Origin of the sequence: Bradyrhizobium sp. CCBAU 53421, assembly GCF_015291625.1 — a bacterium.
GTDB lineage: Bacteria > Pseudomonadota > Alphaproteobacteria > Rhizobiales > Xanthobacteraceae > Bradyrhizobium.
In genome coordinates this window covers 550,415-564,460 of sequence record NZ_CP030047.1, presented here as the reverse complement: position 1 = coordinate 564,460, position 14,046 = coordinate 550,415, and the positions used below count along the sequence as shown (strand labels likewise).

The window sequence follows — 14,046 nt, the reverse complement described above, 5'->3', positions numbered from 1 at the left end:
TCGCTAGAGTAAGGTCCCCGGGGCGCAGGCTGGAAGCGGCGCCATTTCATTGGAATGCCGCGATCTGGATTTGCCGCGATTATGAAAATCCGCCTTGCCTTGCTCGCCACGCTGATTTTTTCAATCGCGTCGCCGACCCTGTCCTTCGCCGCCGGCGATCGCTTCGCGCTGGTCATCGGCAACGCCAAATATCCCGACGCTGACGCGCCGCTGAAGGAGCCGGTCAACGACGCCCGTGACGTCGCCGACGAGCTCAAGCGCGACGGCTTCACCGTCGAGGTCGGCGAGAACCTGACCGGCGACGGCATGCGCCGTGCCTTCGACCGGCTCTACGGCAAGATCAAGCCGGGCTCGGTCGCGCTGATCTTCTTCTCCGGCTACGGCATCCAGTCGAACCGGCAGAGCTACATGATCCCGGTCGATGCCCAGATCTGGGCCGAGGCCGACGTCCGCCGCGACGGCTTCAGCCTCGAGACCGTGCTCGGCGAGATCAACAGCCGCGGCGCCGGGGTGAAGATCGCCCTGATCGATGCCTCCAGGCGCAACCCGTTCGAGCGCCGCTTCCGCAGCTTCTCGGCGGGGCTTGCCCCGGTGATCGCACCCAACGGAACGCTGGTCATGTATTCGGCCGCGCTGTCGTCCGTGGTCTCGGACAATGGCAGCGACCGCAGCCTGTTCGTGCGGGAACTGCTGAAGGAAATCCGCACCCCCGACCTGATGGCAGAGGAAACGCTGAACCGCACCCGCGTCGGCGTGACCCGGGCCTCACGGCAGGAACAGGTGCCGTGGATCTCGTCGTCGCTGGCCGAGGATTTCTCGTTCATTCCGGGCGGTGCGCCGGGAGCATCGACTGCCGGGCCCACGCCCGCCGCATCGCCGTCGCCCGAGGTGGCCGCGGCACCGCCGGTCGCGCCTCCCCCGGCGCCGCCAGCCCCGCCCGCGGCAACGCCGACGCCGGCACCGCCGCCTCCTGCGGCAACTGCGCCGCCACCGGCGCCGCCGAAGCCATCCGTCGCGACAGCTCCGACGGCACCGCCGCCCGCGCCAAAGGCGCCCGAGATCGCGCTGCCGCCGCCGGCGCCTCCGCCGCCGGTGGTGATCCAGCCCACGCCGGCGCCGAGCACTTCGCCTGTTCTCGCCGATGATCCGACGATCAAGAGCCTGAACGACAGGCTGGACAAGAATCCGGATGACGCGGCTGCGCTGTATCGCCGCGGCCAGGTCTTTGCCAGCAAGGGCGCCTACGACCTCGCGGTGAAGGACTTCACCAATTCACTGCGGCTGAACCCGAAGGATGTCGAGGCCTACAACAACCGCTGCTGGGTCCGCACCGTGATCGGCGACCTGCAGGCCGCCTTGAAGGACTGCAACGAGGCGCTGCGGCTGCGCCCGAATTTCGTCGATGCGCTCGACAGCCGCGGCCTGATGAACCTGAAGGGCGGGCAGAACAAGAACGCGATCGCCGATTTCGACGCCGCGCTGAAGATCAACCCGCGGTTGACCTCGTCGCTGTACGGGCGCGGCCTTGCCAAGAAGCGCAACGGCGCGGTCGCGGAAGGCGATCTCGACATCGCCAACGCCAAGGCGATGGACCCGAACATCGTCAAGGAATTCGCCGACTACGGCGTCCAGTAACATATGGACGACGGCCTGCCTGCGGCTCGAACCGCCGCTGCAATCGCGCGACTAATCAGAGGATGCATGCCGGGCAGCGATGTCCGCGATCAATCTCAACCGTTGCATGGAACCGCGCCAGCCTGCGCAGGAGGGACCGAGATGTTCAAGCCGTCGGCAAGGGCCGCGATGCTTTCAATCGTGACCGTCGGCGCCGTGCTGTCGTTCGGCATGGCGGCCGCCCGCGCCGGTGACGATGTCACCGAGGACCAGATCATCAAGGCGTTGACGCCCGAGAAGAAGCCGCTGACCCGCGGCCTTTCGGTCGGCCCGCAGACCTCGCCCGGGCTGAATGCCGACCAGGCCAAGTTCGTGCAGAGCATCCGTGGCCGCGCCACCCGTTCGCTGTCCTCGACTGAGCGCGAGGAAATCGCGACCATCGTCCAGGACAAGCCGAAGATCGATCTCGAGATCAATTTCGACTACAACTCCGCCGACATCAGCGCGAAGTCACTGCCGTCGGTGCAGGCGCTCGGCCGCGCCCTGACCAATCAGGACCTGAAGGGCTCGACCTTCGTGGTCGCCGGCCATACCGACGCCGCCGGCGGCGAGGACTACAATCAGGGCCTCTCGGAGCGCCGCGCCGACGCCATCAAGCGCTATCTGGTCGACAAATATGGCATCAACGGCACCGACCTCGTCACGGTCGGCTATGGCAAGAGCAAGCTGAAGGACCCGAGCCACCCGATGGCGGACATCAACCGGCGCGTCCAGGTCGTGAACGTGGAAAACAAGGACACCGCGTCCAAGTGATCCGGATGTGATGAGCGGTGGCGTGGCCCCTTTTTGGGGTTACAATGCGTCCCGCACCCCGGCGGGGCGCATTTGCTTTAGGGCCGCAGCCCAAAGCGGCCTCACAGGTGACCCGCCTCACATGACGTCCGGGCATGATCCGGAACAATGGACCTTGGCCTTTTCGATGCTCACGCAATACGACGACGTGGCGAGACTTCGACGAGCGCCCAAGATAATCACTATCGATACGAGCCAAGCGCTGGATTGATCAGGCGATGAACTTTTCCCAATACCTCAAGCCTGCGCTTGGCACGGTGGTCTTCCTCGCGCTGGCTGTCGCCTATTACGCGTTCGAGCACCGCTCCCGTCCGGAGGAGAAGGAGACGCCGGGCCAGGCGCTGGTCGTGGTGACGAAGTCGACCAATGCCTGCTTCTCCGACATGGTCCGCGTCACCGGCTTCATCGTGCCGCGCCGCGAGGCGCAGGTGAATGTCGACCAGGACGGCTCCAAGGTCACCGACGTGCTGGTCCGCGAGGGCGACGCCGTGACCGAGAACCAGGAACTGGCGCGGCTGACCCCGCCGCCGCAGCAGGCCGCGCAGGGCAATGCCAAGCCGCTGGTGCTGCGCGCGCCGGCCGCCGGCCTCGTCACCGAGGTGCGCACCGCGCCCGGCGCCCCGGCCTCGCCGCAGGCGCCGCCGATGTTCAAGATCTCGGTGAACAACGAGATCGAGCTCGATGCCGAGGTGCCGGGCTTCCAACTGCTGAAGCTCAATCCCGGCGCCAACGTGCGGATCAGCCGCGACGATGCGCCCGATATCGTCGGCAAGGTCCGCCAGATCTCGCCGCAGATCGACCGCACCACCCAGCTCGGGCACGTCCGCATCACCATCAACAACAATCCGACGCTGAAGGTCGGCATGTTCGCCCGCGCCAACATCGACGCCAAGCGCTCCTGCGGCGTCGCGGTGCCGCGCACCGCGATCGACCGCCTGACCCTGCAGGTCGTGAAGGGCAACACAGTCGAGACCCGCAGGGTGCGCGTCGGGCTGACCTCCGACACCTCGACCGAAATCCTTGAAGGCCTCGACGTCGGCGAAATCGTCGTGGCCGATGCTGGCACCTCGCTGCATGACGGCGACCAGATCAAGACCATGTTCGCCGACGAACTCGATCGCACGCGATCACGCTAATTCAGGCAAGCTCATGGCTTTGAACATCTCGGCATGGTCGATCCGGAACCCGCTTCCCTCGATCGTCTTCTCGATCATCCTGCTGGTGCTGGGCTGGGTCTCCTTCACCAAGCTCGCAGTGACGCGGCTGCCGAGCGCCGACATTCCGGTGATCTCGGTCGCGGTCTCGCAGTTCGGCGCCGCGCCGTCGGAACTGGAATCGCAGGTCACCAAGACGATCGAGGACGGCGTCTCCGGCGTCGAGGGCGTGCGCCACATCTCCTCCTCGATCACCGACGGCCTGTCGGTGACCACGATCCAGTTCGCGCTGGAGACCAACACCGACCGCGCGCTCAACGACGTCAAGGACGCGGTGACGCGGGTGCGCGCCAACCTGCCGCAGAACGTCACCGAGCCGTTGATCCAGCGCGTCGACGTGATCGGCCTGCCGATCGTGACTTATGCCGCGATCTCGCCCGGCAAGACGCCGGAGCAGCTCTCATACTTCGTCGACGACGTGGTCAAGCGCGCGCTGCAGGGCGTGCGCGGCGTCGCCCAGGTCGAGCGCATCGGCGGTGTCGAGCGCGAGATCCTGGTCTCGCTCGATCCAGACAAGCTGCAGGCGGTGGGGCTTACCGCGGTCAACGTCAGCCAGATCCTGCGCGGCACCAATGTCGACGTCGCCGGCGGCCGCGCCGAGATCGGCAAGAACGACCAGGCGATCCGCACGCTGGCCGGCGCCAAGACGCTGAACGAGCTCGCCGGCACCATGATCCCGCTGTTCGGCGGCGGCGAGATCCGGCTCGACGATCTCGGCACCGTCACCGACACCATCGCCGACCGGCGCACCTTCGCCCGCTTCAACGGCGAGCCGGTGGTGGCGCTCGGCATCAAGCGCTCCAAGGGCGCCAGCGACGTCGTCGTCGCGGCCGCGGTGCAGAAGCGGATCGACGCGCTGAAAGTGGCCTATCCCGACGTCGACCTCAAGCTGATCGACACCTCGGTCGAGTTCACCAAGGGCAATTACGAGGCCGCGATCTCGACCCTGTTCGAAGGCGCGATCCTCGCCGTGATCATCGTGCTGCTGTTCCTGCGCGACATGCGCGCCACCATCATCGCGGCGGTCTCGCTGCCGTTGTCGATCTTCCCGGCGTTCTGGGCGATGGACCTGCTCGGCTTCTCGCTCAACCTGGTCTCGTTCCTCGCCATCACGCTGTCGACCGGTATTCTCGTCGATGACGCCATCGTCGAGATCGAGAACATCGTCCGCCACATGCGGATGGGCAAGACGCCCTACCGCGCCGCGCTCGAGGCCGCCGACGAGATCGGCCTCGCGGTGATCGCGATCTCGCTCACCATCATCGCGATCTTCGCGCCGGCGAGCTTCATGTCCGGGATCGCCGGTCAGTTCTTCAAGCAGTTCGGCATCACCGTGTCGGTGCAGGTGTTCTTCTCGCTACTCGCCGCGCGCTTCGTGACACCGATGCTGGCCGCCTATTTCCTCAAGCACCATGACCACGACGACCCGCCGCCCGGCCGCATCCTGCGCACCTATCACGGCCTCGTCACCTGGTCGGTGAAGCACCATTATATCACCGTGCTGATCGGCTTTGCGGTGTTCGCCGCGTCGATCTGGAGCATCACACTGCTGCCGCAGGGCTTCCTGCCGGCGCAGGACACCGCGCGCTCGCTGCTGGCGATGGAGCTGCCGCCCGGCTCGCAGCTTGCCTATACCGAGAAGGTCACCGAGGAGATCGTGGCGCGGCTGCGCAAGCGGCCCGAGGTGCGCAGCGTGTTCGTCGACGGCGGCCGCGTGCCGCCGGGCATTCAGGAAGTGCGCCGCGCCGCGCTGATCATCAACTACACGCCGAAGGCGGACCGCAGGATCACCCAGCGCGAGCTGGAGCTGTCGATCGGCAAGGAGCTCGACAACGTCCCCGACATCAGGTTCTGGTTCCTCGACGAGAACGGCCTGCGTGCCATCTCGCTGGTCGTCACCGGCACCGACAGCAACATCGTCAACAACGTCGCCAGCGAACTGGCGACGCAGATGAAGCGGATCCCGATCATCGCCAACGTGATCTCGGAGACCGCGCTCGACCGGCCCGAGCTGCGCATCCGTCCGCGCGCCGAGCTCGCGGCACGGCTGGGCGTATCGACCGAAAGCCTGTCGCAGACCATCCGCGTCGCCACCATCGGCGACGTCGGCCCGGCACTGGCCAAGTTCGACGCCGGCGACCGCCAGGTGCCGATCCGCGTTCAGCTCGAGGACAATGCGCGCAGCGATCTGCAGATGCTGGAGCAGCTGCGCGTGCCGCTCGGCCAGCGCGGCGAGCGCGGTGGCGTGCCGCTCTCCGTCGTCGCCGACATCCAGCTCGATCAGGGCCCGACCAGCATCAACCGCTACGACCGCGAGCGGCAGGCGACCGTCGCGGCCGACCTGGTCGGCAATGCCGCGCTCGGCGACGCCACCAAGCTGATCTACGATCTGCCGGTCATGAAGAGCCTGCCGAAGGGCGTCAAGGTCAGCCCGTCCGGCGACGCCGAGAGCCTCGCCGAGCTGTCCGACGGCTTCGCCACCGCGATCACCGCCGGCCTGATGATGGTCTATGCCGTGCTGGTGCTGCTGTTCGGCACCTTCCTGCAGCCGATCACCATCCTGTTCTCGCTGCCGCTCTCGATCGGCGGCGCGATCGGCGCGCTGCTCCTGACCGGCAAGCAGCTCACCACGCCGGTGTGGATCGGCATCCTGATGCTGATGGGCATCGTGACCAAGAACGCCATCATGCTGGTGGAGTTCGCGGTGGAGGCGATCCGCGACGGCAAGGCGCGCGAGGATGCCATGATCGACGCCGGCATGAAGCGCGCCCGCCCGATCGTGATGACCACGATCGCGATGGCCGCCGGCATGATGCCCTCGGCACTGGCGTTCGGTGCCGGCGGCGAATTCCGCTCGCCGATGGCGCTCGCGGTGATCGGCGGCCTGATCTTCTCGACCGTGCTGTCGCTGGTGTTCGTGCCGGCGATGTTCATGGTGATGGACGATATCGGCGGCCTGATCTGGCGCCTCGGCAAGCGGCTCGTGGTCTCGCATGCCGACCATGAGCTCACCCCGAGCGAGCCCGAGGCCGGCAAGGCCAAGAAGCCCGGCCCGCCGAACATGATCTCGCCTGCGGCGGAGTGAACCGAGGCGCGCCGTGTTAGCGGCCGATGAAGGGGCGCCCACCAAATTTTCGAAAACAACCCCATGCAAAGGAGCCGAGCGGCTTGCCGGCGGCCCGACAGCTTGACACGTCGGGCAACTCAGGGGTACGATTCCATTATTCCGAAATCGTGCAGACGCCTCAACCTTGCTCGGCGTCATCACCCGCGCAGGCGGGTGATCCAGTATTCCAGAGGCAGCAGTGCTTGAGCCGAGGGGCCGCGGCGTACTGGATCGCCCGGTCGAGGCCGGGCGATGACGGCGGTGGACGGCAGGGGATGAACCGGCTCGCGGCAAGACCGATTCAATGCGGTTTCATCAAGCCCTAGTACAGCCGCGTCCGATACGCCTCTTCCATCGCCTTCTCGGCGGTCTCGACCTCGATCGCTGCGGTCTGCTCGGCGATGATGCGGCCCAGCGTCGGGAAGCTGTGGCGCTCGACCTGCGCGGCGGGATTCCATAGCTTCGAGCGCATCAGCGCCTTGCCGCAATGGAAGTAGGTCTCATCGACATGCACCTTCATGCCGATGATCGGCGTGACGTTCTGCACCGTCAGCGGCGTCAGGAGATCCGGCTCCTGCGAAATCTCCGCCCGCCCGTTGATCCGAAGCGTCTCGTTGATGCCCGGCACCATGAAGATCAGCCCGACGCCGGGCGAGGCCAGGATATTGCCGAACGTATCGACCCGGTTGTTGCCGCGGCGGTCCGGGATCAGCAGCGTCTTGTCGTCGAGCACCGAGACGAAGCCCGGCGCATCGCCGCGCGGGCTCGCGTCGGCGTGGCCCTTGCCGTCGCTGGAGGCGATGACCAGGAACGGCGACAGCGCGATGAAGTCGCGGCAGAACTTGTCGAGATGGTTGAGCACCTTCTTCTCCGCGAGCGGGCTCACTTGCCCGAAATGCCCACGAAGATCCTCCTGCGACTTGACCGGCGGCTTGCCGCCTGCGCCCTCATGACCCATAGCGAACCTCCCTTTATTGTTAGTCTATACCGCGTCGATGCCGGAATCGATCCTCGCCGTCTCGGCCGCGGCCGCAAAGCCCGGCTGGTCGAAGAAATCGCGACCAGGGATCGCATCGAGCAGGTCACGCGTATAGGCCTGGCGCGGCGCGGTGAAGACCTCGGCCGTGCTGCCTTCCTCGACGATGCGTCCCTTCTGCAGCACGATGACGCGGTCGGCGATCTCGGCGGCGATCCGCAAATCATGGGTGATGAAGATCATCGCGAGCCGCATCTCCTGGCGCAGCTCGGCGAGCAGCGCCAGCACCTGGGCCTGCACCGACACGTCGAGCGCCGACACCGCCTCGTCGGCGATCAGGACCCGCGGCTTGAGTGCGAGCGCCCGCGCGATGCAGATGCGCTGGCGCTGGCCGCCCGAGAATTCGTGCGGGTAGCGATCCGCGGCGGTTTCCGACAGGCCGACCCGCACCAGCAGCTTCCTCGCCTGCGCCATCGCATCAGTGCGCGAGGTACCGTAGGCCATCGGGCCCCGCGCGATGGCATCGCCGACCTTCTGGCGCGGATCGAGGCTGGCAAACGGATCCTGGAACACGATCTGGAGCTGCCGCCGCGCCTGGCGCAAGGCCTCGCCGCGCAGTTGCCGCAGGTCCGCGCCGCCGAAACGGATGGCGCCGGCATCCGGCTCGGTCAGCCGCATGATCATGCGCCCGAGCGTGGATTTGCCGGAGCCGGATTCGCCGACGACGGCCAGCGTCTCGCCTTCGTGCAGGGTCAGCGAGATGCCGTCCGCGGCGACCACCTCGCGCGGCGGCTGCAACCAGCCGCGCTTGACCCGAAAGGTCTTTTGCAGGCTGACGACTTCCAGCAGCGGCTCCGGCCGCACGATCGTGTCATGGATATCGGCAAGCCGCGCCTTCGGAACCGCGTCGATCAATTCGCGGGTGTAGGCGGCCTCCGGATTGCGCAGCACCTCGCTGGCGGTGCCCTGCTCGACCACCTTGCCATGGCGCAGCACCACGACGCGATCGGCGACGTCGGCGACGACGCCGAAATCATGGGTGATCAGCAACACGCCCATGCCGCGCTCGCGCCGGAGATCGTCGATCAGGCGCAGGATCTGGCGCTGGGTCGTGACATCGAGCGCGGTGGTCGGCTCGTCCGCGATCAGCAGCGCAGGCCGGTTGGCCATCGCCATCGCGATCATCACGCGTTGGCGCTGGCCGCCGGACAGCTCGAACGGATAGCTCTTCTCCAGCAGCAGCGGGTTCGGCAGCCCGACCTGCGTCAGCAGCGTCTGCACCCGCTCGCGGACCTCCGCCGTCGATGGCGTCGGCCGCTGGTGCGCCAGGATCATCTCCTCGATCTGCTTGCCGACCCGCTTGAGCGGATTGAGCGAGGACAACGGCTCCTGGAAGATCATCGCGGCATTGCCGCCACGCAGGTTTCGCAGACCACGGCCGTCGAGCTTCGACGGATCCTTCCCCGCGACCGTCACGCTGCCGGACACGATATCGACGCCGCGCGGCAACAGTTGCAGCACGGCATGGGCGATCATCGACTTGCCGGAGCCGGATTCGCCGACCAGACAGACCACCTCGTTCGGCTTGATCTCAAACGACACGTTCTCGACCGCGAGAGGCCGGTCGCCGCCCTTGGGGAGCGCGATCGAGAGATCATCGACCGCAAGAACCGGCGCGCTGGACTGCATGGCGTCGCTCATGACCGGCGCCTCGAGACGCGCGGGTTGAGGACGTCGGACAGGCCTTCGCCGAACAGGTTGATCGCCAGCACGGTGACGAGGATGGCAACGCCGGGAAACACGCTCATCCACCACGCATTGCGGATCACGGTGCGCCCCGCGCCGATCATGAAGCCCCACGACATCAGATTGGGATCGCCGAGCCCCATGAAGGACAGCGCGCTTTCCAGCAGGATCGCGGTCGCGACCGTCAGCGACGTCACCACCAGGATCGGCGAGATCGCATTCGGCAGGATGTGGCCGAGCACGATTCGCCAGGTGCGCTCGCCCTGGCACAGCGCGGCCTCGACGAACTCGCGATGGCGGAGACGGAGAAATTCGGCGCGTGTCAGCCGCGCCAGCGGCGGCCAGCTCACCGCCCCGATGGTCAGGATGATCGTCAGCAGCGATGGATTGAAGGTCGCGACCAGCAGGATCGCCAGCACGAAGGCCGGAATTGTCTGGAACAACTCCGTCATCCGCATCAGCACCAGATCGACCTTGCCGCCGAAATAACCCGAGATCGCGCCGATCACGACGCCGATCGCCATCGCTGCGAGCGCCGACGCGATGCCGATCAGCAGCGAGACGCGCGCGCCATAGGCGACGCCGGCCGCGACATCACGGCCGAGCGTATCGCCGCCGAGCCATAATCCGTCTTCACCCGGCGGTGTGAACGGCGCACCGACCATTTCCCAGGGCGAGACCGGAAACACGATCGGCGCGATGATCGCGACGACGACAACGACGAGCAGCAGGACAAGCCCGATCATTCCGCTGGGATGACGCAGGAAGGCGCGCGCTGTCTCCATCACGCCGCCCCAGTGGTCATGCGCGGATCGATCAGGCGGTAGACCAGGTCGGTCAGCAGATTGAGCGCGATCACGACGATCGAGAGGATCAGGAAGATACCGAGCAGCACCGGATAGTCGCGCTGCAATAGCGCCTCGAAGGTCAGGCGGCCGAGGCCGGGCCAGGCGAACACCGTCTCGATCACCACGGCACCGCCGACCAGCGCGCCGGCCTGCATGCCGGCGACGGTGACGACCGGCACCAGCGCATTGCGCAGCATGTGGCCGACCACGATCCGCGTGCCGGACAGGCCCTTGGCGCGCGCCGTCTTGATGAAATCCTGCTGCGCGACCTCGATGATCGAGGATCGCATCAGCCGTGCATAGATCGCCAGGTAGATCGCCGCCAGCGAGGTGACCGGCATGATCATGTGCTTCATGATGTCGAGCGCGTGCTCGATCGGGGAGAGCTGGACGTTGATGGTCTCGTAGCCGAACGGCGGCAGCCAGCCGAGCGTCACCGAGAACACCAGCACCAGCATCAGGCCGAGCCAGAACACCGGCGTCGCGTAGAGCACCAGCGAGAGCACGGTGAACACCGTGTCGAGCACGCTGCCGGCCGCGAGCCCCGCCAGCGCGCCGAGCGCGGTGCCGATCAGGAGCGCGAGGCAGAACGCCGTCACCGTCAGCAGCAGCGTCGCCGGAAGCCGTTCGAGGATCAGGTCGACGACCGGGCGGCGCTGGCGATAGGAGTAGCCGAGATCGAGCCTGACGACGCGGCCGAGGTGACTTACGAGCTGCACGAAGTACGGCTTGTCGAGCCCGTACTCCTTGCGCAGATCATCGAGCAGTTTTGGATCGGACGCGCCGGATTGCCCGGCCATCACCTGGGCCGGATCGCCGGGGGCGGCCCGCACCAGCACGAAGTTGAACGTCGCGATGACGAGGATCACGGCGACGAGCTGAGCGATGCGGCTGATCGCCTGGAGCCCGATCGCCGTTGCGCTCCCGAGCCGGGTCACGATTTGTAGACCGACCCGAAGGTTTCGTGCGAGCCGATGCCCGTCGTCACGATGTTCTTGAACGCCTTGTCGTAGATGATGGGATATTCGATCTCGAGCGTCCAGGCCACCGGCACATCCTCGACCAGGATCTGCTGCACCTTGCTGTAGAGCTCCTGGCGCTTGGCTTCGTCGAGCGTGATCGCGGCTTCATCGAACAGTCGGTCGACCTCGGGGTTCGAGTAGCCTTGCGTGTTCGAGAACAGGATGCCCTTCTTGATGTTCGACGAAATATAGGTGCGGGCCACGCCGAGCGCGGGATCGCCGAGCTGGTAGAGCAGATTCTGGGTCATCTCGTAGTCCCAGTTGCCGACCTTCTCGGCCCAGCCGGCCATGTCGGTACCGACAAGCACGAGGTCGATGCCGACGCGCGCAAAGCTCTGGCGGAAGAATTCGCCGGCGCGCTGATAGGACTCGCCATAGGGCGGCACGATGTACTTGATCTCGGCCCGCTTGCCGTTGGCGCCCGCTTTCAATCCCATGTCGTCGAGCAACGCCTTGGCCTTGTCGACCGAGAACTCGTAGCGCTTCACGTTCGGATCGTAGAACTTTGTCTTCGACGAGACCGGGCCGGTCGCGACCTTGGCGTTGCCGAAATACACCCGCTTGCTGAACGCCTCGCGATCGATCAGGTGCATCACCGCCTGCCGGAACCGCTTGTCGTTCATCGGCGCGATGCGATTGTTCATCTCGAGCCATTGATGCGGCGCGAAATACTCGTAGCCCTTGGTGGTGAATTCGAGGTTCTTCTGCGCCTTGAAGCGCTGCACGTCATAGAATTCGACGTCGGACCATTGCACCAGCTGCACGGTGCCGTTCTCGAGCGCGAGGGCGCGCGAGGCCGCATCCGGAATCACGCGGTAGACGATCTCGTCGAGATAAGGCTCGTCCTTCAGATAGTAGCCATCGTGGCGGACGAGGTGAACGTGCGAGCCGCGCACCCATTCCTTCAGCTTGAAGGGGCCGGTGCCGATCGCCTTGTCGTTGTCGGGGTTCTTGCGATAGTCGGTGCCCTCGTAGATGTGCTTGGGCACGATCGGTGCGGACGTGCAGTCGAAGCAGCCGATGAACGGCGCGAACGGCTGCTTCAGCTTGAACACGACGGTGAGCGGATCGGGTGCTTCGGCCGACGCCACGCGGGCGAAGTTCTGCCGCGCGCGCGGATGCGTCTCCACCAGCAGCTTCATGCAGCTGAAGACCACGTCCTCCGAGGTCATCGGCTTGCCGTCGTGGAAGGTGATGCCCGGAAACAGCTTGAATGTGTAGGTCAGGCCGTCAGGCGAGATCTCCCAGGACTGCGCCATGCCGGGCATCGGCTTGAGGTCGGCGCCGTATTTCAGCAGGCCTTCATAGATCTTGCCGCCGAGCGTCAGGGTCGGCTGCTGCTGGTTCAGCGCGGTCACCAGGACCGGCGGCTCGGGCTGGATGATGGTGTTGAGCGTTCCACCGCGGGTCTGGCCCGCCGCCCGCGTGATGCCGAACGGGATGGCTGCACCGCAGGCCAGCATCGCCTTGGTGAATTCGCGTCTGTTCATCGGACCTCTCCGTCGCCGCGCGTCAGGCATTCGATTTCGGCGAATGTCGCGGGGTGAGGCATTGTTGCCAAACGCCCTATCCCGCGCTACCTGAATGGGGACAACAACCATCGCGATCGGGCCAACTGGCCCGGAAGATGCATGAGCACCCTGCGAAAACGACGATCGATCAGGAGCTCACGACACTTGAAAGTCGCAGCGCGACGAAATGACACCACCGGTTTGCGCGTGTGCCGCAAGCAGTCCGGTCCCGTAGCTGCCGCGCATTATGCCGGACAATTGCAACTGGTCGAACGGCCGCTCGCGGCGATGGCGGCCTCCTATCCGAACGAAAGCACGAGCGCGCGACACGCGCATCGCCGCGACCAATTCATCCTGCAGACCGCAGGCGTGACCTCGATGATGACCGAGCGCGGCCATTTCGTCGTGCCGCCCGGCCACGGCCTGTGGATTCCGGCCGGCGTTGCGCACCAGTCGCGTGCGTGGGGCGAGGTCGAGATCCAGACCATCTATGTCACGCCGGATCGGGTGCGGAATGCGCCGGCGACCTGCCGCCTGATCAAGGTCTCCGCGCTGGTCGAAGCGTTGATGGAAGAAGCAGTCCACATGCCGACGCGTTACGATCCCGAAGGGCGCGACGGCCGGCTGGTCGATTTCCTGCTCGATGAGATCGGCCGGATGCCCGAAGTGTCGCTGCATGTGCAGGTGCCGCCCGATCCGCGGCTCGCCGCGATCTGCGAAGCGGTGCTGGTCGATCCGAGCTCCGATCTCACGCTCGACGAATGGGCCGATCGCTGCCAGCTCAGCCGGCGGACGTTGACGCGTCTGTTCCGGCGCGAGACCGGACAGAGCTTTGCGGAATGGCGCCAGCGGGTACGGCTGCTGGAAGCGCTGGCGCGGCTCGGCGCCGGCGAGGCCGTCACCTGCGTTGCGCTCGACGTCGGCTATGAAAGCCCGAGCGCGTTCGCCGCGATGTTCAAGCGCGAGCTCGGCGCCGCGCCGCGCCAATATCTGCGCTGGGCCAATCCCGAAGTGGTGTTGCGGTAGGCGCATTCGCGCCACGCATTTCTCGGAATGCAAATGTCGGAATGCAAAACCCCTGCGGTCAACGGGAAAGAGACCGCAGGGGTTTGCTGGTGGATGGCGTGAGGCCAGCAAGGCTGGGTGTCACCCCAAGG

10 protein-coding genes are annotated in these 14,046 nt (G+C 66.1%); 5 read left to right on the top strand and 5 right to left on the bottom strand.

All coding sequences use genetic code 11. The features are described from left to right. Positions 1-81 precede the first annotated feature (81 nt). The 4 genes from XH92_RS02635 to XH92_RS02620 all read left to right on the top strand — a co-directional run bounded on the left by XH92_RS02635 (position 82) and on the right by XH92_RS02620 (position 6,765). A complete protein-coding gene (locus tag XH92_RS02635) occupies positions 82-1,635 on the top strand; it encodes a caspase family protein (protein ID WP_194457843.1) in 1,554 nt (517 codons plus the stop codon). Between the two features lie 141 nt (positions 1,636-1,776). Next, on the top strand, positions 1,777-2,427 hold the full coding sequence (locus XH92_RS02630) for an OmpA family protein (protein WP_194457842.1): 651 nt from the start codon (positions 1,777-1,779) through the stop codon (positions 2,425-2,427). Positions 2,428-2,684: 257 nt separating this feature from the next. Then, the gene (locus XH92_RS02625; RefSeq protein ID WP_194457841.1) at positions 2,685-3,602 is read left to right on the top strand and encodes an efflux RND transporter periplasmic adaptor subunit; all 918 of its coding nucleotides are present in this window, start codon (positions 2,685-2,687) and stop codon (positions 3,600-3,602) included. Between the two features lie 13 nt (positions 3,603-3,615). After that, complete coding sequence (locus tag XH92_RS02620) at positions 3,616-6,765, top strand: efflux RND transporter permease subunit (RefSeq protein WP_194457840.1); 3,150 nt, start codon at positions 3,616-3,618, stop codon at positions 6,763-6,765. A gap of 343 nt (positions 6,766-7,108) precedes the next feature. Here the strand turns inward: XH92_RS02620 and XH92_RS02615 are convergent, their stop codons facing one another. The 5 genes from XH92_RS02615 to XH92_RS02595 are packed head-to-tail and all read right to left on the bottom strand — an operon-like array spanning position 7,109 to position 12,868. Continuing rightward, positions 7,109-7,744: a pyridoxamine 5'-phosphate oxidase family protein gene (locus tag XH92_RS02615; protein ID WP_194457839.1), complete on the bottom strand. Its 636-nt coding sequence runs from the start codon at positions 7,742-7,744 to the stop codon at positions 7,109-7,111. Positions 7,745-7,768: 24 nt separating this feature from the next. Beyond that, the gene (locus XH92_RS02610) at positions 7,769-9,463 is read right to left on the bottom strand and encodes an ABC transporter ATP-binding protein (RefSeq protein ID WP_194457838.1); all 1,695 of its coding nucleotides are present in this window, start codon (positions 9,461-9,463) and stop codon (positions 7,769-7,771) included. After that, a complete protein-coding gene (locus XH92_RS02605) occupies positions 9,460-10,293 on the bottom strand; it encodes an ABC transporter permease (protein WP_194457837.1) in 834 nt (277 codons plus the stop codon). The genes XH92_RS02610 and XH92_RS02605 overlap by 4 nt, the downstream gene beginning before the upstream one ends. Continuing rightward, on the bottom strand, positions 10,293-11,294 hold the full coding sequence (locus XH92_RS02600) for an ABC transporter permease (protein ID WP_194457836.1): 1,002 nt from the start codon (positions 11,292-11,294) through the stop codon (positions 10,293-10,295). Before XH92_RS02600 ends, XH92_RS02605 begins: the two co-directional genes overlap by 1 nt. Beyond that, on the bottom strand, positions 11,291-12,868 hold the full coding sequence (locus XH92_RS02595; RefSeq protein ID WP_194457835.1) for an ABC transporter substrate-binding protein: 1,578 nt from the start codon (positions 12,866-12,868) through the stop codon (positions 11,291-11,293). The genes XH92_RS02600 and XH92_RS02595 overlap by 4 nt, the downstream gene beginning before the upstream one ends. Before the next feature lie 186 nt (positions 12,869-13,054). Between XH92_RS02595 and XH92_RS02590 the strand changes: the two genes are divergently transcribed. Further along, on the top strand, positions 13,055-13,915 hold the full coding sequence (locus XH92_RS02590) for a helix-turn-helix domain-containing protein (protein WP_194457834.1): 861 nt from the start codon (positions 13,055-13,057) through the stop codon (positions 13,913-13,915). Positions 13,916-14,046: the final 131 nt, after the last annotated feature.